Source organism: Sphingobacterium sp. UBA1498 (assembly GCF_002325125.1).
In the GTDB taxonomy this organism is placed as follows: Bacteria; Bacteroidota; Bacteroidia; order Sphingobacteriales; family Sphingobacteriaceae; genus Sphingobacterium.
Genome location: NZ_DCRG01000005.1, coordinates 353,802 through 372,019, shown reverse-complemented (window position 1 = coordinate 372,019; position 18,218 = coordinate 353,802). Strand labels below are relative to the sequence as shown.

The following is an 18,218-nucleotide window of genomic DNA, read 5'->3' as shown; positions in this document are numbered from 1 at the left end:
ATAAGGTGTTGGAGAATAATCGTAGTGATCTGTATTTTATGATTTATCGGAACATTCATCTCCAGTTCCGTTTACCCTAATAGCAAACAATTGATAAAAATAACTGAAAAAAAAGAAATTTTTTCTATGAAATTCATTAAACCATTAGCATTAGCTTTTCTGTTACCAGCTACCTTTTATGTAGCGGAAGCAACAATGCCAACCACGTTAACTGCGGAAGCGCGAGCGATTCTATCACAAGATAGTGTGGCTCTGAATCAGAAATTACCCTTCGACAATGAAGTGGTTACAGGTAAACTCAAAAATGGATTTACATACTTTATTCGTAAAAATAGCGAGCCGAAAGGTCGTGTTACGATGTATTTGGGTATGAAAGCAGGCTCTATTCTGGAAAATGAAAAGCAACTGGGCTTAGCCCATTTTTTGGAGCACATGAATTTCAATGGTCTGAAGCATTTTCCGAAAAACGAATTGGTCAATTATCTGCAAAAGGCCGGGGTTCGCTTCGGTTCGGATCTGAATGCCTACACCAGCTTTGACCAGACCGTTTACCAATTGCCAATTCCTTCTGATGACCCTGAACTTTTAAAGAATGGTTTGCAAGTCATGCGCGACTGGGCCCAAGATGCACTATTGGATGCTGAGGAGATCGATAAAGAACGCGGAGTTATCTTAGAAGAGAAGCGCGGCGGGAGAGGAGTGCAACAACGTCTCCAAGATCAATATTTTCCAATGTTGCTGAATGGTTCGCTTTATTCCAAACGCTTACCAATCGGTACGGAGGAGATACTTAAAACGTTTCCTTATTCGGAAATACGCCAGTTTCACCAAGACTGGTATCGGCCCGATTTGCAAGCTTTAATTATCGTAGGAGACATTGATCCTAAGGAAATGGAAGAACGGGTGAAGGTGTTGTTTGCCGATATGAAAATGCCCAAGAAAGCATTGGAGCGTAAAAAATACCGGGTAGACCTGCTAAACAAAAACCAGTTCTTAGCAATTTCAGATCCAGAGCTACCTTATACGGTGGCTCAGATTCTCATCAAAAGCGAAAAGGATAAAGTGGAAACCGTAGGAGATTACAGAAACGAACTTTTGAAAAGTGTTTTCAACAAGATGATCGCTGGTCGTTTTTCTGAATTGATGCAACAGCCGAATCCTCCTTTTATGCAAGCCGGTGGAAGTATTAGCGATTTTGTGGCCAACCTCAATACCTTTTCATTGTTGGTTGTGCCTAAGCCCGGGGAGCTCGAGTCGGGATTTAAAGCTATGTTAACCGAATTTGAGCGCATCCAAAAGTATGGTTTCACGCAAACGGAGCTGAACCGTGCTATTGCAGATATGAAAAAAGGTAATGAGATGTCTTTTATCGAACGCGATAAAAAGAAATCGGATAGCTATGTCAATCGTTATCTCAATTATTTTATCGATGGCGAACCTGCTTTAAGCAATGAAGATGCCTACCGTCTGACTAAGCAGCTGCTACCGACTTTAAAACTAACTGAGGTCAACGGCTTGGTAAAAAAATATTATACCGATCTGAACCGCGATGTATTGGTGATGGCGCCCGAGAAAGATAAAGCAACCTTGCCGACTGAATCTGCGGTAATGGGCTGGGTAAAAGCAGTTGAAGAGAGCCCCGTCACTGCTTATGATGATAAAGTTTCTGATCTTCCGCTACTCTCAAAAGAACCCGTGAAAGGCAAGATTGTATCGTCTAAAAATATTGATGCCGTTCAAGCAAAAGAATTGACACTAAGTAACGGCGTAAAAGTGATCCTTAAGCCTACGGATTTTAAAAACGATGAGATCCAGATCATGGCGTATAGCCCGGGGGGAACCTCGCTCTATAACGACGCAGATTACTTTTCGGCCGCCAATGCATCTTCTTTAATTGATGCCAGTGGTGTAGGACAAATGAGCAACATTGAGCTCACAAAGTACCTTTCAGGAAAGGATGTTTCCATCTCTCCATACATCTCCGAACGTTATGAGGGTATTTCAGGTCGTACAGATAAAGAAGGTTTAAAGAACGCTTTTGAATTGATTTATGGTTATTTTACTGAACCTCGTTTAGATCAGGATATTTTCCAGAGTACAATGACCAGAGCGAAAGGATCTTTGGAAAATAGATTAAGCAACCCCAATAATGTGTTTTCCGACAAAGTGAAAGAAGTATTGTACGGTAATAATGTCCGCCGTCAAAATCCGACGGTCGAAATGATCAGCAAAATCGATAGGGACCGTGCGTTGGCAATTTATAAAGAACGCTTTGCGGATGCCTCTGATTTTGTGTTTACCATCGTAGGGTCGTTTGACGAGAATCAGATTAAGCCTTATTTAGAAACGTATCTCGCTTCGCTACCGATTCAAAAAAGAGGCGAAAGTTATAGAGATCTAAATATTGTGGAGCCAAGCAAAGGCGAACGCGTAGTTGTTCACAAAGGCAAGGAAGAAAAGGCGAGCACACAATTGGCGTATTATGGAGACTATAGCTTTGGAGAGGCTGAAAATGTCAATATGGAAGCTTTAGAAAGTGTGTTGACGATCAAATTACTTGAACGACTTCGTGAAAAAGAAGGTGGTGTCTATGGTGTAGGGGCTCAGGCAAATTTCAATAAACTACCAAGACCCCGCTATGCTTTTTCTATTGGCTTTGGTTCAGCAGTTGATAAGACTGATGCCTTAATCGCTTCGGCATTGGATGAGGTAAAAAAGATTCAGGAACAAGGACCCGACAAAGTGGATCTGGAGAAATTTCTGGCAGAGCAACAGCGACAAAACGAGTTAAATCTTCGTGAAAATAGCTATTGGTTGAACTACATATCCAGTTCTTATCAGAATGATCTCGATCTTATGCGCTATACACGCAGGTTGGATAATTTGAAAAAGGTGACACCAAAGTCCGTACAGGATGTTGCAGGAAAATATTTGAAAAAGGATCGACTTTTTGAATTTATTTTGATGCCGGATTCAAAATAAGAGGTACATAAAAAATCCCAATCATTTCTGATTGGGATTGCCAAAATTTTTAATAAGTATCTCTTATTAACCCAAGTAGGATTTTAAGATTTTGCTTCTTGAAGTGTGTCTCAAACGTTGAAGAGCTTTGTCTTTGATCTGACGAACGCGCTCACGTGTCAAACTGAATTTCTCTCCGATTTCCTCTAACGACAGTTGGTGGTTGGAACCTAATCCAAAGAAAAGTACGATAATTTCACGTTCTCTTTCTGTTAATGTTGCCAATGATCGTTTGATTTCTTCGGATAGTGATTCATCGATCAAAGAACTGTCTGTGTCTGGATCATGGTTTTCCAGTACGTCCAAAAGTGTGTTTTCTTCACCTTGAACAAAGGGAGCATCCATAGATACGTGACGCCCAGAGTTACTTAGGGTATCCGAAACTTTGTCTACCGTAGTTTCAAGAATATCCGCTAATTCTTCTGGAGACGGCTCTCGTTCGTATTCTTGTTCTAGTTTTGAGAAAGCCTTACTGATTTTGCTCAATGAACCAACTTGATTCAATGGCAAACGTACGATACGTGATTGTTCAGCAATTGCTTGAAGAATAGATTGGCGAATCCACCAAACCGCATAAGAAATAAATTTAAAACCCTTTGTTTCGTCAAAACGTTTAGCTGCTTTAATTAAGCCCAAGTTACCTTCGTTGATTAAATCACCTAAGGTTAAACCTTGATTTTGATATTGTTTTGCTACTGATACGACGAAACGAAGGTTGGTTTTAGTCAATTTTTCCAAGGCAACTTGGTCACCTTCACGGATGCGCTGTGCTAATTCAACTTCTTCTTCTGCTGTAATTAAGTCTACTTTACCAATTTCGTGTAAGTATTTGTCCAAAGACTGTGACTCACGATTGGTAATAGATTGTGTAATTTTGAGCTGTCTCATTAATTTTTATTAATTCTCCTCTCTAAGAAATGTTTGCGAAAATACGAAAAATTTTTGAATTATTAATGGAAAATTGATTAACTAACCACTCATATCTAATGAGTTAGGTTTTTTTGACATGGAATTTAAAGCTATCAAAAACTATTCCATTTTAATGTTTTTTTTCTTATATTTACCACTAATCGTATTCAACTATTTGACTGCTAAAGCGCTAAAGGGTTTAATTTTTTTTCTTATTATTCGCAATCTAACGGTCTGATAGTTGATTCATGTTCCAATTCACATTTTCGAAATTTATTTTAAAATGATAATTTTATGATAAAACAAAACTGTGTGTGTTTTTGTTTTACTAATGACATTAATAAATTTTAAAGAATAAAAATTATATTATGCCAATCTTAATTCACTTGGATAGAATAATGAAAGAGAAAAAGATGTCACTCAATCAATTGAGTGACAAAGTCGGAATTACCTTGTCTAATCTTTCAATCATTAAGAACCAAAAAGCAAAGGCATTGCGATTAGACACCCTTGAAGCGATATGCAAAGCATTAGACTGTCAGCCTGGTGATCTGCTGCAATACGATGATGGTGGGGACTAGAAAGGCTAAAATCGATAGCCTTTTAGAAATTCCACTACATTCATTCTTTTTTTGCCTTCCAGCTGAAGGTCAGAGATAATAAGGTAGCCGTCCTGAGTCGCAATTTTTAAGAAACTTTTTTTATCGGTGGCAATTGTGCCCGGCATTGTACCAGTATGGACAGTTTCTTTTTTCGCATCATAGATTTTTAATACCTTTTCATTTAGCAGCGTAAATGCAGCAGGATAAGGGCTTAAGCCTCGGATAAAGTTGTAGACAGTTTCTGTTGGTTGATCCCAATTTATTTTACAGTCTTCTTTAAAAATTTTTGGCGCATGTTTTAAAGGCCCTTCTGTTACAACGACCTGTTGCGGCTGAGGCTGTAAAGTTCCTGCTTTTAATTGGTGGATCGTTTGAAGAAGCGTTTCTGCCCCCGCAACCATAAGCTTGTCATGAAGATCGCCCGCATTATCGGTATCTTTGATCGTCACTTTTTTTGACAATAATATATTGCCGGTATCGATTTCGTGTTGTAGCAAGAAGGTAGTTACTCCGGATTCTTTCTCCCCATTTATAATTGCATGGTTAATGGGCGCAGCTCCTCTATACTGGGGTAGCAGAGAGGCGTGAACATTGATTGTTCCAAATTTAGGCATATTCCACACAACCTCAGGAAGCATGCGAAAAGCAACTACAACCTGTAGGTCAGCTTGGTAGCTCCTCAGTTCGTTTAAAAAAGATTCCTCGCGCAGCTTGACCGGCTGGAGAACTGGAATGTGATGTTGTTTAGCAAATATTTTTACGGCCGACTCGTGTATTTTTTGTCCACGTCCAGCAGGTTTGTCCGGAACCGTTACTACAGCTACGACTTGTTCGCCAGATTGAATAAGTGCCTCAAGTGAAGCGACAGCAAAATCGGGAGTACCCATGAAAATAATACGCATCATATTTTTTTTTAAACTCTTTAAACAGGTGTCGTAATGGATCGTGGAATGACCTGCTACAAAACACCTAATTATTTGTCATTTCAGTTTTGAGACTAACAAATTTTTATAACTTTGCGAAGTTACATAAATATATTTAAAGCTTGAATTTTCCTTATTTTTTAGCAAATCGGATTGCATTTTCTGGCAAAAGAACGTTTTCAAAATTGATCGTTCGGGTAACTATTGGTGCTATTGCTCTTGCCATTGCAGCGATAATTATCTCCATTGCAGTATTGCGCGGATTCAAAGACGAAATTATAAGTAAGCAAAGAAGCTTTTTTGCAGATGTATTGGTCCTACGTTACGACCTCAATAAATCGTACGAGAATGCCGCGATTTCGCTTACGCCAAAGCTTCAAAAGTCAATACTGGCTATTCCTGAAGTAAGTTCGATCAGTTCTTTTGCAACCAAGGCAGGGATTATTAATGTAAACAATGAGGTTGAAGGCGTAGTGCTTAAAGGTATCGATTCATTGTATAATCAACAGCCCTTTCAGCGTATGTTGATTGAAGGGAATATGATAGACTTTAAATCGGACGATGCTGACAATCAGATTTTGGTATCCAAGTATCTTGCAGATCGATTATTGTTGAACGTTGGTGATGATTTTATCATGTATTTCGTCCAAGACCCAATCCGTAAACGTAAATTTGTCATAAAAGGAATTTTTAATACGGGTTCTGAAGAGTTAGATAAGGTTTATGTGATCGGATCGCTCCATGTTATTCGCAAACTAAGTAACCTCGACGATCATGAAGTGGGCGGTTATGAGATTAGAATTAAAGATTTTAGTCAGCTTGCTCAGACAACCAGTAAGGTGGAAGATCTATTGCCTATCGATATGCAGGCGATCAATATTAAGGATCAGGTGCCGGATATTTTTCAGTGGCTGGAATTGTTGGATATGAATACCAAGATCATTTTTATATTGATGACTGTGGTCGCTATCATTAATATGATCTCTGCACTGTTGATCACAATCCTTGAGCGCACATCGATGATCGGTATTTTAAAAGCACTGGGCTATCACAATGCTGGAATTCGTCGGGTCTTCATGTATAGTGCACTTTACCTGATCGGTCTTGGATTATTAATTGGTAATCTGATCGGTTTGGGCTTTTACTTTTTCCAGGACTTTACCCACTTTTTTAAATTGGACGAGAAAACCTATTACATCTCCTATGTCGCTGTTAAGCTGCAGTGGTCTGATGTGATTTTAGTCAATTTTGCCGTTGTATTTATTGGGATGATTTCATTGTTCATTCCTTCGATGTTAATTACCAAGATTAATCCAATTAAGGCAATTTCTTTTAAGTAGCACTGTTTTTAGACATCGCATTCTAAAAAAAATCGTATTTTTAGTGCTGTTAACTATTTTTCGAGCTGTATAGAAAAATAAGTAGTTATGTTTTACGGTTAGTATACAAGCACTTATGAATAAAACTTTTGAGCATATTTCCCACGCTTTCGAAGCGCCTTTACAAAATCCTGTACTTATATTTTCTCTGGTACTTTTTATTATACTTTTATCACCTATTGTACTACGTCCAATTAAGGTTCCGGGTATTATAGGATTGATTATATCGGGTGTGATTATTGGTCCGCATGGGTTAAATTGGCTGGAGAAAAATTCGGCTATTACACTATTTTCAACAATAGGTCTTCTCTATATCATGTTTATCGCCGGCCTCGAGTTAGATATGAATGAATTTAAAAAGACCAAGAACAAAAGTCTGCTTTTTGGCTTCCTGACATTCATTGTTCCGATCAGCATTGGCTATCCGGTTTGTCACTTATTACTCGGATATGGTGTATTGCCAAGCTTATTGATTTCGAGTATGTTCGCTACCCACACATTGGTTTCCTATCCCATTGTAAACAGTTATGGTATTTCGAAAATGGAAGCTGTTGCCATTACGATCGGTGGAACAATCCTGACGGATACGGCTGTGTTAATTATACTTGCTGTTATTACGGGAGTGTCTCAGGGCAATATTGGAAATGAGTTTTGGATAACGCTGGCAATTTCTTTCGCCATCTTCCTTTTTATCATGTTTGGTGTTATTCCGCGAATTGCAAAATGGTTTTTTGAACGTCTGGGGAGTGAAAAGACCTCCAATTATATTTTTGTTCTTTCTGTGGTGTTTTTTGCTGCTTTTTTAGCTGAAATTGCTGGTTTAGAGCCTATTATTGGAGCATTCGTGGCAGGTTTGGCCCTGAACAAACTGATTCCTCATTCCTCCGCTTTGATGAATCGGATTGAGTTTATTGGGAATGCAATTTTCATTCCGTTTTTCTTGATATCGGTAGGGATGATTGTCGATGTGAGTGTGATTCTGAAAGGTCCACAAGCGCTTATAATCGCGGGGACGCTCACCGTTGTGGCGATCGTCGGAAAATATGTGGCGGCCTGGTTGACACAGATTGTTTTCAAGTATAGCCGTGGTCAGCGCAATCTAATATTTGGGTTGAGTAGTGCGCATGCTGCGGCAACACTGGCTGTAATCATGGTTGGCCATAAGAATGGAATTATCGATGAAAACGTACTTAATGGAACGATCTTGTTGATTTTGGTTACCTGCATTGTCGCAACTGTGGTTACGGGGAATGCTTCACGTAAAGTGGTGATGGACGGAGAACAGGATGAAGAACATACGGATGTAGTGAAGGAAAAAGACGAAAACATTCTCATATCAATCGCTAATATGGATAATATGGAACCTATTCTTGATTTTTCAACCTACATTAAGAGTAAGAAGTGTTCGTATCCCGTCAGTATTGTTTCTGTTGTGAAAGATAACGAACAGGCACAATTGAACATGTCAAAGGCACGGAAAAATCTGGATAACATGGTGCGTTATGCCTCTGGCAGTGAGACAAGTGTTAATATCAGTGCAACAATAGACTTGAATATTGCCAGCGGAGTGGCGAGGTCTGCAAAAGAAGTTTCTGCCAATTGTATTGTTTTGGGCTGGCCGAGTGTAGCCAATTTTATGGATAAGTTTGTGGGGGAGAAAACGGAAAGTATTTTAAATCGAACGTCAGCGAATGTGATGTTATGTCATTTTAAAAAACCCTTTATCTCCAACAAGTCCATTATCGTTTTTGCTCCGCCCATGTGTGAGGCCGAATTTGGTTTTGAGTACTGGCTGGAAAAGGTTGTCAAGCTTGCTCAGGAGTTATCCATTCCGATCACGTTTGTTGTCGATGAGCGCTCTGCTGCCGCGATTGAAGAATATCTTGTTGAGTTGAAAAATTCTGTCCCCGTTACTTTTAAACATTATAATGCCTGGGACAATTTGCAGGGGCTTAAAGCGTTTAAAGAAGAAGGGGCGATGTTCATTTTCGTTTCTGCCAGAAATGGTGAAGTTTCCTATCGCGATTCATTGGATGGTGTAGCAAAGAAATTAGATCGGATTTATGCAAACGAAAATCTTGTTTTAGTGTTCCCTAGTAGGATTGAAAATGCACACATCGATGAGTATGAAGATGTAGAAGCTGCTCCAATCTTTAGAAAGATTAGCAAAGAAATCGGAAATATGTTTAATAAGGGATAGTAATTTGTCCGTTAAAATTGAAGGTTATGTCAAATAAGATTACAATGTCAAGCGAAGGCGTCTTACAGGTGCCAGATTTCCCAACAATTCCTTTTATTATCGGTGACGGAATAGGTCCTGACCTTTGGCATGCGGCCGTTCGTGTGTTTGATAAGGCGGTAGAAAAAGGGTATGGTGGACAGCGTAAAATAACATGGAAAGAGGTGTTGGCAGGCGAGAAGGCCTTCAAAGAAACGGGTGAATGGTTGCCAAGAGAAACGTTGAATATATTGAAAGAATATCTGGTTGGCATCAAAGGGCCGCTAACAACACCTGTTGGGGGAGGTATTCGTTCGTTAAATGTTGCATTGCGTAAGGATCTGGATCTGTATGTTTGTCAGCGTCCTACCAAATGGTTTAAAGGAGTTCCTTCGCCTGTTAAACATCCGGAATATGTGGATATGGTTATCTTTCGGGAAAATACGGAGGATATTTATGCGGGAATAGAATTTCAGGCGGGTACAGCTGAAGCCAATAAACTTCAAGATTTTTTGCACGATGAGCTTGATATCGACTATGGCTTTTCGGCGACTACAGGAGTCGGCGTTAAATTAGTCTCTGAGGAAGGTTCTAAGCGATTGGTTCGCGCTGCTATAGCACACGCTATTGATCACAGTTTACCTTCCGTGACGATCGTTCACAAAGGAAACATCATGAAATTTACCGAAGGGGCGTTTAAGTTATGGGGCTATGAGGTTGCTGAGAAGGAATTTGCCGATCATACGTATACCTGGGGGCAATGGGAGCGCACAAAAGCTGATAAGGGTGAGGAGGCTGCCAATCAAGAGCAGAAAGATGCGCTGGGATCGGGGAAAATTTTAATTAAAGATATCATCGCAGATAATTTTTTACAGCAAATTCTGCTCAATCCACGTGATTTTTCGGTGGTCGCTACATTAAATCTGAATGGTGATTATATTTCAGATGCTTTGGCGGCAATGGTTGGGGGGATAGGTATAGCACCCGGGGCGAATATTAATTTTAAAACTGGGCATGCCGTTTTTGAAGCAACCCATGGTACTGCGCCAAGATTTGCCAATACCGATACCATGAACCCCTCTTCTGTGATTTTGAGCGGTGTCATGTTATTTCAATACCTGGGCTGGAACGAGGCAGCGGACGCAATTGTAAAGGCTTTGGGTGAGACAATAATAGCCAAGACGGTGACGATAGATTTTTATAATTTGATGGACGATGCTACGTTAGTCAAAACAAGTGAATTTGCGGATCGGATGATTGAAAAAATGTAAGCATTTTATTTTTCGAGATATTAAGCAGAAATTAGAATAAAATTTCTGCTTTTTTATGGATTATAATCAACTGCCGGTTTTTGTAAGGGAATCGAATATTTTTACTGAAAGTGATAAAATTAAGTTAGCTCAGATCGAAAGTTTACCGACGCCTCAGGAGGTAGATGAGATTACGAGCCTCCCCGAAATTTACGAATTGTTAAATGCCTTTATTGGCGATCAATCCGCCCGTAATACTCATCTGCAGTTAAAAGCAAAGGAGTATTTGCAAGAGAATCAGTTAGATATGGCCTGGCGTGTACTGCTTATCTGATGTTTTTCGCATTAAATTTGGTATTTTTTGTGCGATCTTTTTATTGAAATCATTTGTAATTTTTTAAATTTTCAATAAAAAAACAGATTAGTTGAAAAATATATAATTTTATTTTAACTTTGGTTTTTAAAACAACAGATTGCTTAGCTAGGGTTAAACAAAAGCAATCAAACAAACTATAACATCAATGAAACATAATTTTGGAGCAGGTCCATGTATTCTGCCAAAGGAAGTATTTCAACAAGCCTCAGAAGCTGTAATTGATTTTAACAACACCGGTTTGTCAATTTTAGAGATCTCTCACCGTTCCAAAGAGTTTGAAGCAGTGATAGATGAAGCGACACAATTAGTAAGAGAGTTATTGGCAGTACCGCAGGGATATTCGATTCTTTTCCTTCAAGGCGGAGCTAGTTTGCAATTTGCGATGGCACCTTTGAATCTTTTACCTGAAGGAGGTAAAGCCGCATATTTGGATACTGGTGTGTGGGCGACAAAAGCATTAAAAGAAGCCAAAAAATTTGGTACAGTAGATGTTGTCGCTTCGTCCATCGATAAAAATTATTCCTACATTCCTAAAGGATATGTTATTCCTTCGGATGCAGCATATTTCCACTATACGGCCAATAATACTATTTATGGGACGGAAGTCTTTGAAAAGCCCGCCACGACTTTACCCGTGGTTGTGGATATGTCTTCAGATATTTTCTCACGGGAAATCAACGTTGCAGACTACGATTTGATCTATGCAGGAGCGCAAAAAAATATGGGGCCTGCTGGCGTTACGCTTGTTATTGTCAAAGATGATATGCTAGGTAAGTCAGGACGCGTTCTTCCATCGATGTTGGATTATCAATTGCATATAGCTGGTGGTTCAATGTATAATACACCGCCTGTATACTCCATCTTTGTTTCGATGTTGAACCTACGCTGGTTAAAAGCAAAAGGTGGTGTTCCTGTATTGGAACAAGAAAATATTATAAAGGCACGTGCTTTATACGATGAAATTGATCGTAATCCATTATTTAAAGGCACTGCTGCTGTAGAAGACCGCTCTCGTATGAATGTGACGTTTGTAATGGATACACCAGAGCTGGAAGCTGAATTTTTGGCTTTGGCAAAAGAACGCAATTTGATTGGAATCAAAGGTCACCGTTCGGTCGGTGGATTTAGAGCTTCCATCTACAATGCGTTACCACTAAGTAGTGTAAACGCACTGATTGATGCGATGAAGGAATTTGAAGACACCCATACTGCCTAAAGCTGTATGCATGTTGCTGAAGTTTAAATAGTGGCAAATAAACCATTAGTTTAGATGAAGAATTAACGAGGTCAAATCTTTTCACATGATAGGTCTTCGGATAAGTTGAATGTTACTGATACTTTTAAAAACGATATAAAGATGAAAATATTAGCAAATGACGGTATCGATCCACTAGGAAAAAAAATGTTGGAGGATGCTGGTCATACGGTAGATACCAATCATATCCCACAGGAGGAGCTTGCAGCAAGGCTACCTGCCTATGATGCAATCACGGTGCGTAGCGCAACCAAAGTTCGCAAAGCCCTGATTGATGGCTGCCCCAATTTGAAAGTGATTGGTCGTGGTGGGGTAGGTATGGATAATATTGATGTAGACTATGCCCGTTCAAAAGGGATTGCGGTTGTCAATACACCGGCGGCATCTTCATTATCGGTTGCTGAGCTGGTTTTTGCCCACTTATTGAATGGTGTACGTTTTTTATACGATGCCAACAGGAAAATGCCTGTTGAAGGCAATACAAAATTTGGTGCACTCAAAAAGGCGTACGGTGCTGGAACGGAGCTACGTGGCAAGACGATCGGTATTGTTGGTTTTGGCCGTATCGGTCGCGAAGTGGCTAAAATCGCTATTGGTTTGGGTATGGATGTTGTTTACACGGATTTATTCGAGGGACCAAAAGCGTTGACGGTAACACTTTCAGGTGGTATACACGTGGAGGTTCCGATTAAACAGGTTGACATGGAAAGCCTGTTGAAAGTTTCTGACTTCATCTCTTTGCATGTTCCATTCTTGGATAAACCGGCTATCGGAGCTGCTGAGTTCCCATTGTTGAAAGATGGTGTTGGGTTGGTCAATGCCTCAAGAGGTGGTGTTATTGATGAGCTGGAATTGGTCAAAGCATTGGATTCGGGTAAAGTTGCCTTTGCAGGTTTAGACGTGTTCGACAATGAGCCGACTCCACGCGAGGAAATCTTAACGCACCCAAAAATTTCATTGACGCCACATATCGGGGCGGCAACCAACGAAGCGCAAGAACGGATCGGCGAAGAATTGGCTGGCCTGTTGATCGAAAACTTGAAGAAGTAATTCTTCCGCATAACACAAAGATATGCGGCACAAAACTTTCATGATTTTGTGCCGCATTTTTTTTAATATAAATTCATGAATTGCCTATATTGGCACACAGAAATTTAATAATTGTAACTTCAGTATGAAAGTTTTAAAATTTGGTGGTACTTCCGTGGGGAGTGCAGCACGTATCAAAGGGTTGTTGGATATTGTAAACCCTGCTGAACGTCAGATCGTCGTGTTGTCCGCAGTTGCTGGAACGACAAATGCTTTGGTTGAAATAAGTCAAGCTTACACAGCAGGTAAGAAGGACGAAGCTAAAGATTTGGTCAAGAAGCATAAGGACAAGTACGAAGACCTTATTAAAGAACTTTTCAGCACTGAACAAGGATATAAAAATGGTAAAGAATTGATCGATTACCATTTTAATCTGATTTCTACCCTAGCCAATGAATTATTTACATCAATCGAAGAGAAAGTGATCTTGGCTCAAGGCGAGTTGATGTCTACTGCCTTATGGCATTTCTACCTCAATGAAATCGGTATTAAATCCGTGTTGCTGCCGGCCTTGGATTTTATGAAAATCGACGAGGACAATGAGCCTATGGTCGAGTATATTGGTGAAAAGCTGAGCCACATCCTGGCGCAAAGCCCAGCGAATACGTTATTTATCACACAGGGTTTTATTTGTAGAAACTCGTTCGGCGAAATCGATAATTTGCGCCGTGGTGGGTCGGATTATACCGCATCTTTGATCGGCGCTGCAATCCGTGCTGATGAGGTTCAGATCTGGACAGATATCGATGGTATGCACAACAATGATCCACGTGTCGTGAAAGGTACAACACCGATTGCACACCTGAGCTTTGATGAAGCTGCCGAGCTGGCTTATTTCGGTGCTAAGATTTTACACCCCCAATCGGTATTTCCTGCACAGAAATATAATGTTCCTGTCCGGTTGTTGAATACCATGGAACCGAATGCTAAGGGTACATTGATCAGTAAAGACGGTGCTCAAAAAGGGTGTATCCGTGCCATTGCCGCGAAGGATGGTATCACGGCAATCCATATCCATTCCTCGAGAATGCTCCTTGCTTATGGCTTTTTACGTCGCGTATTTGAAATATTCGAGCGTTACAAAACGCCAATCGATATGATTACGACTTCGGAAGTAGCCGTATCGTTGACCATAGACGATACCACAAACTTGACTGATATTATTAAAGAGGTGGAAGATTTTGGCTCTGTCACCGTGGATGGCGATCAGACCATTGTTTGTGTTGTCGGAGATTTTGGATTGAATAGCCACGGATATGCTGCTCGTGTACTGGATGCTGTTAAACACCTGCCTGTCCGTATGATTTCCTATGGGGGTTCAGACTTTAACGTGTCGATTCTATTGAATTCAGATCATAAAACTGAAGCATTACGTTCACTGCACAATCGTTTATTTTAAGTTTAGGTTTTATATGATAAATACAGATATCGCGGCGAAATTTGCGGAGAACGAAACGCCGTTTTATTATTATGATCTGAATGTGTTGAACAAGACTTTGGATGCTGCACATGTTGCATCCCACAAACGGGGATTTCACGTTCACTATGCATTAAAAGCCAATTTTAATGATCAGTTATTGAAAGCCATCCAATCGGTCGGCTTTGGAGCGGATTGTGTGAGTGGCAACGAGGTAAAGAAAGCCATTGAATGTGGCTTTGATTCTAAAAAAATTACCTTTGCCGGCGTTGGTAAATCCGATAAGGAAATCAATTATGCACTCGATCAAAATATCTTTGCATTTAATGTGGAATCTATCCAGGAGCTTGAAGTAATCAATGAACTTGCCTCCAACAAAGGTGTGAAGGCCAATGTTGCGTTGCGGATTAATCCTAACGTGGATGCGCACACCCATCATTATATTACCACGGGGCTTGATGAAAACAAATTTGGCGTACCCAATGCGGATTTGGAAAAATGTGCCGCAGTGCTTAAAAGATGCGAATTCATTGAATTGGTAGGCCTGCATTTCCATGTAGGTTCGCAGATTACGGATATGACGGTATTCAAAAGTCTATGTGTGAAGGTCAATGAATGGAAAAACTGGTTTGAGGAACGTGGTACACAAATTCGTGTGTTGAATGTTGGCGGTGGACTGGGGATTGATTATAAAAATCCTGACGGAAATGCAATTCCTGATTTTGAAGCTTATTTTGATATTTTCGATCGCTTCCTGGAGCGTACGCCACAGCAGGAAGTGCATTTTGAGTTGGGGAGAGCTTTGGTCGCGCAGTGTGGAAGCCTCGTTAGCCGCGTGCTATATGTCAAAAACGGTGTAAAGAAAAACTTTTTGGTATTGGATGCGGGAATGACGGAATTAATGCGTCCGGCTTTGTATCAGGCTTATCATAAAATAGAGAATATCAGTGCCGCAAATACGGCTGAGCCTGTGAACTATGACGTTGTTGGACCGATCTGTGAATCGTCCGATTGCTTTGGTAAGGAAGTTCCACTTCCTATTTCAAAACGTGGTGACTTGATCGCCATTCGATCGGCTGGAGCGTATGGAGAGGTGATGGCTTCGCGGTATAACTTACGGGAAGAAATTCGTTTTGTATATAACACGCAGTTATAAACTGCGGTAACAGAAAATTCATTTTAAAGCCAGTCCAAAATAAGGACTGGCTTTTTGGTGTCCATACTGTCGTGTGTGTGTGCAGCGTGCTATTTTGTTCATCATTTTATTGATTGTCTTTTGTATACTTGTTTATGCTAATGACCATCGAATTTCCAGTAACGATTGATCTGTTTGGAAAAACATTTCTCCTACATCCTTTTATGGAAGGGCTGGGCATGTTTATTGGCATGCGCTATTATCAGTTGCTCAAATGGAAGGATCAAGAAAGCCTGGGGCATAGCAATTCACTTCTTATTGTCATCGCAGCAGGAGTAGGGGCGCTCATCGGATCACATCTTATCGGCTCCCTGGAGCGTCCGGACGAATTGCTTAGCGCGAGCAATATATGGGCCTATATCTGGGTAAATAATACCATTATAGGGGGCTTAGCTGGCGGTTTGATTGCGGTTGAAGGGATGAAAAAGCTCATGGGGAAAAAAGAGAGCACGGGCGATCTGATGGTTTTCCCCCTGATTTTGGCCATCGCCATTGGTCGAGTTGGTTGCTTTTATACAGGAGTCTTCGAACAAACCTATGGTCTGCCTACCGAATGCCCATTTGGGATGTATCTCGGTGACGCTTATAAACGTCATCCGGTGGCGCTGTATGAAATTGCATTTCTCCTTCTTTTATTTACAGCGCTCCAATGCTTTAAAACACGCTACAATTATCATAAAGGGGTATTATTTCAGCTTTTTATGCTCAGTTATTTTAGCTTTCGTTTTGTGTTGGATTTTATAAAACCGCGGGCGATTATTCTTTTTGGCCTCAGTACCATACAAATTACGTGCATCGTGGTGATAATTTATTATATTTATTTATTAAATAGTGAACGTTTCATCAAAAAATAGGAACTATGTATTTGCTTGAAGGATCATTTGGGTCGGAAAGTACCGCAATGTTGGGACTGTTTCTACTTACCATAGGGGCTATTGTGATCGGTATTGCGCTCTTGGTGATTATTATCGGTTCGATTATCAAAGCAGGCAATAAGGAGTCAAAATTCAATGTTAACCCCTGGCTGAAAGTACTTTTGTGTGGAATTGGTGCGATGTTGGCAGGAGGACTTGCCTGTGGTCTGACTTTTATGAACTAGAAATTGTCTTTATGCCCGTTAGAAACTACACCTATTACGACTATACCATCAGTCTCTGTCCAACATGTCTTTCGCGTGTTGGCGCAAAAATCATTATTGAAAATGAGCAGGTGTTCATGACAAAAACCTGTCCCGAGCACGGATTTTTCAAAACGCTGATTGCTACCGATGTGGACTATTATAAAAACATTCGAAATTATAATAAGGCTTCGGAGACTCCTTTAAAATTCGATCATCAGGTTCACTATGGTTGTCCCTATGATTGTGGTCTATGCATCGATCATGAACAGCACAGTTGTCTCTCGATCATCGAGGTGACCGACCGGTGTAATTTGACCTGTCCAACCTGTTATGCAATGTCTTCGCCCCACTATGGGCGGCATCGGTCACTGCAAGAGATTGAGCTGATGTTGGATAAAATCGTCGAAAGTGAAGGTGAACCCGATGTCGTTCAGATCAGCGGCGGCGAACCAACCATTCACCCTGATTTTTTTAAGATTTTAGATATCGCAAAAACGAAACCCATCAAGCATCTGATGCTCAATACGAATGGGATCCGGATTGCCAATGATCCCGGTTTTGCGGAGCAACTCGCCACTTATGCGCCCGAATTTGAAATCTATCTCCAGTTTGATTCTTTTCGCCCATCGGTGCTCGAAAAGTTTCGGGGCAAGGATTTGACAGCTATTCGAAAAAAGGCTATTGACAAATTAAATGCTTTGAATTTGAGTACAACACTGGTGGTGGTGCTGGAGAGAGGGGCTAATGACGATGAAATTGGCGATATATTGGACTTTGCATTGAAGCAGCAATGCGTTAGGGGGGTAACTTTCCAGCCGGTGGAAATTGCGGGTAGAAATGCGACCGATGCGCACCATCATAAAATGACGCTTACTGAAGTACGCCAAGAAATACTGAATCAGTGTTCATTGTTGGATCCTCATGATATTATCCCTGTACCCTGTAATCCAGATGCGTTGGCTATGGGCTATATCTTGAAGATAGGAGATGAACGGATACCGTTAACCCGACATATTGATCCCGCTTTGCTGTTGAATAATCAATCCCGCAACACCATTGTCTATGAGCAGGACAAGGGGGTACAGATGCAGTTGCTGGATATTTTCAGTACGGGAATTTCCGTAGACCGCGTCAAACCAAAAGTTAATCAGCTGCTTTGCTGTCTGCCGGAGGTTTGTGCTCCCGACCTCGACTACGACAACCTTTTTCGCATCATCATCATGAATTTTATGGATGCTTACGACTTTGACGTTCGCGCTGTCAAAAAGTCCTGTGTGCATATTGTCAATAAAGATTTGAAGATAATTCCATTTGAAACAATGAATTTATTTTATCGTGATGATAAATTGAAGCGTCTGGAAGAACTTAAATTATCGGACGCTATTCGATTTTAGTGTTATATAAGCTATTTTTGTCGAAAAAAGGAACGCCGGTCCTTTTCTGGATTTTTTAGCTGGTTGGGGG

Annotated in this window: 15 protein-coding genes; 13 read left to right on the top strand and 2 right to left on the bottom strand. The window is 40.5% G+C overall.

The window, feature by feature from the left end:
- Positions 1–126: 126 nt before the first annotated feature.
- Positions 127–2,982, top strand: a complete 2,856-nt coding sequence (locus B3139_RS06460; protein WP_293880973.1) for a M16 family metallopeptidase — start codon at positions 127–129, stop codon at positions 2,980–2,982.
- A gap of 66 nt (positions 2,983–3,048) precedes the next feature.
- Here the strand turns inward: B3139_RS06460 and B3139_RS06455 are convergent, their stop codons facing one another.
- Positions 3,049–3,909 (bottom strand): sigma-70 family RNA polymerase sigma factor, encoded by an 861-nt coding sequence (locus B3139_RS06455; protein ID WP_209575686.1) that lies wholly within the window; start codon positions 3,907–3,909, stop codon positions 3,049–3,051.
- 389 nt (positions 3,910–4,298) lie between these two features.
- Here B3139_RS06455 and B3139_RS06450 point away from each other — a divergent pair, with 389 nt between their 5' ends.
- Positions 4,299–4,511, top strand: coding sequence for a helix-turn-helix domain-containing protein (locus tag B3139_RS06450; RefSeq protein WP_209575684.1), 213 nt, complete (start codon positions 4,299–4,301; stop codon positions 4,509–4,511).
- A 5-nt stretch (positions 4,512–4,516) separates the two neighbouring features.
- Here the strand turns inward: B3139_RS06450 and fmt are convergent, their stop codons facing one another.
- Complete coding sequence (gene fmt, locus B3139_RS06445; protein WP_293881285.1) at positions 4,517–5,434, bottom strand: methionyl-tRNA formyltransferase; 918 nt, start codon at positions 5,432–5,434, stop codon at positions 4,517–4,519.
- 143 nt (positions 5,435–5,577) lie between these two features.
- Here fmt and B3139_RS06440 point away from each other — a divergent pair, with 143 nt between their 5' ends.
- The 11 genes from B3139_RS06440 to B3139_RS06390 all read left to right on the top strand — a co-directional run bounded on the left by B3139_RS06440 (position 5,578) and on the right by B3139_RS06390 (position 18,148).
- Positions 5,578–6,795: an ABC transporter permease gene (locus B3139_RS06440; protein WP_293880968.1), complete on the top strand. Its 1,218-nt coding sequence runs from the start codon at positions 5,578–5,580 to the stop codon at positions 6,793–6,795.
- Positions 6,796–6,910: 115 nt separating this feature from the next.
- Complete coding sequence (locus tag B3139_RS06435) at positions 6,911–9,034, top strand: cation:proton antiporter (RefSeq protein ID WP_293880966.1); 2,124 nt, start codon at positions 6,911–6,913, stop codon at positions 9,032–9,034.
- Between the two features lie 26 nt (positions 9,035–9,060).
- Positions 9,061–10,323, top strand: a complete 1,263-nt coding sequence (gene icd, locus B3139_RS06430) for an NADP-dependent isocitrate dehydrogenase (RefSeq protein ID WP_293880964.1) — start codon at positions 9,061–9,063, stop codon at positions 10,321–10,323.
- 55 nt (positions 10,324–10,378) lie between these two features.
- Positions 10,379–10,636, top strand: coding sequence for a hypothetical protein (locus B3139_RS06425; protein ID WP_293880962.1), 258 nt, complete (start codon positions 10,379–10,381; stop codon positions 10,634–10,636).
- A 187-nt stretch (positions 10,637–10,823) separates the two neighbouring features.
- The gene (gene serC / locus B3139_RS06420; protein ID WP_293880960.1) at positions 10,824–11,894 is read left to right on the top strand and encodes a 3-phosphoserine/phosphohydroxythreonine transaminase; all 1,071 of its coding nucleotides are present in this window, start codon (positions 10,824–10,826) and stop codon (positions 11,892–11,894) included.
- Positions 11,895–12,035: 141 nt separating this feature from the next.
- The gene (locus B3139_RS06415; protein WP_293880958.1) at positions 12,036–12,983 is read left to right on the top strand and encodes a D-2-hydroxyacid dehydrogenase; all 948 of its coding nucleotides are present in this window, start codon (positions 12,036–12,038) and stop codon (positions 12,981–12,983) included.
- 124 nt (positions 12,984–13,107) lie between these two features.
- Positions 13,108–14,421, top strand: coding sequence for an aspartate kinase (locus tag B3139_RS06410; protein WP_209575668.1), 1,314 nt, complete (start codon positions 13,108–13,110; stop codon positions 14,419–14,421).
- A 13-nt stretch (positions 14,422–14,434) separates the two neighbouring features.
- Positions 14,435–15,595 carry a diaminopimelate decarboxylase gene (gene lysA / locus B3139_RS06405; protein ID WP_293880955.1) on the top strand — a complete coding sequence of 387 codons (1,161 nt, stop codon included), beginning with the start codon at positions 14,435–14,437 and terminating at the stop codon, positions 15,593–15,595.
- Positions 15,596–15,735: 140 nt separating this feature from the next.
- Complete coding sequence (locus tag B3139_RS06400; RefSeq protein WP_293880953.1) at positions 15,736–16,488, top strand: prolipoprotein diacylglyceryl transferase; 753 nt, start codon at positions 15,736–15,738, stop codon at positions 16,486–16,488.
- 5 nt (positions 16,489–16,493) lie between these two features.
- Positions 16,494–16,733: a hypothetical protein gene (locus B3139_RS06395; RefSeq protein WP_293880951.1), complete on the top strand. Its 240-nt coding sequence runs from the start codon at positions 16,494–16,496 to the stop codon at positions 16,731–16,733.
- Positions 16,734–16,744: 11 nt separating this feature from the next.
- Positions 16,745–18,148: a radical SAM protein gene (locus B3139_RS06390; RefSeq protein WP_293880949.1), complete on the top strand. Its 1,404-nt coding sequence runs from the start codon at positions 16,745–16,747 to the stop codon at positions 18,146–18,148.
- The last annotated feature ends 70 nt before the right edge of the window (positions 18,149–18,218 follow it).

What these genes read in the sequence shown, in the direction of transcription:
- B3139_RS06390 (WP_293880949.1), top strand. Translation starts at nt 16,745, where the DNA reads ATGCCCGTTAGAAACTACACCTATTACGACTATACCATCAGTCTCTGT.
- B3139_RS06400 (WP_293880953.1), top strand. Translation starts at nt 15,736, where the DNA reads ATGACCATCGAATTTCCAGTAACGATTGATCTGTTTGGAAAAACATTT.
- B3139_RS06415 (WP_293880958.1), top strand. Translation starts at nt 12,036, where the DNA reads ATGAAAATATTAGCAAATGACGGTATCGATCCACTAGGAAAAAAAATG.
- lysA (WP_293880955.1), top strand. Translation starts at nt 14,435, where the DNA reads ATGATAAATACAGATATCGCGGCGAAATTTGCGGAGAACGAAACGCCG.
- B3139_RS06455 (WP_209575686.1), bottom strand. Translation starts at nt 3,909, where the DNA reads ATGAGACAGCTCAAAATTACACAATCTATTACCAATCGTGAGTCACAG.
- icd (WP_293880964.1), top strand. Translation starts at nt 9,061, where the DNA reads ATGTCAAATAAGATTACAATGTCAAGCGAAGGCGTCTTACAGGTGCCA.
- B3139_RS06395 (WP_293880951.1), top strand. Translation starts at nt 16,494, where the DNA reads ATGTATTTGCTTGAAGGATCATTTGGGTCGGAAAGTACCGCAATGTTG.
- B3139_RS06460 (WP_293880973.1), top strand. Translation starts at nt 127, where the DNA reads ATGAAATTCATTAAACCATTAGCATTAGCTTTTCTGTTACCAGCTACC.
- serC (WP_293880960.1), top strand. Translation starts at nt 10,824, where the DNA reads ATGAAACATAATTTTGGAGCAGGTCCATGTATTCTGCCAAAGGAAGTA.
- fmt (WP_293881285.1), bottom strand. Translation starts at nt 5,434, where the DNA reads ATGCGTATTATTTTCATGGGTACTCCCGATTTTGCTGTCGCTTCACTT.
- B3139_RS06410 (WP_209575668.1), top strand. Translation starts at nt 13,108, where the DNA reads ATGAAAGTTTTAAAATTTGGTGGTACTTCCGTGGGGAGTGCAGCACGT.
- B3139_RS06435 (WP_293880966.1), top strand. Translation starts at nt 6,911, where the DNA reads ATGAATAAAACTTTTGAGCATATTTCCCACGCTTTCGAAGCGCCTTTA.
- B3139_RS06450 (WP_209575684.1), top strand. Translation starts at nt 4,299, where the DNA reads ATGCCAATCTTAATTCACTTGGATAGAATAATGAAAGAGAAAAAGATG.
- B3139_RS06425 (WP_293880962.1), top strand. Translation starts at nt 10,379, where the DNA reads ATGGATTATAATCAACTGCCGGTTTTTGTAAGGGAATCGAATATTTTT.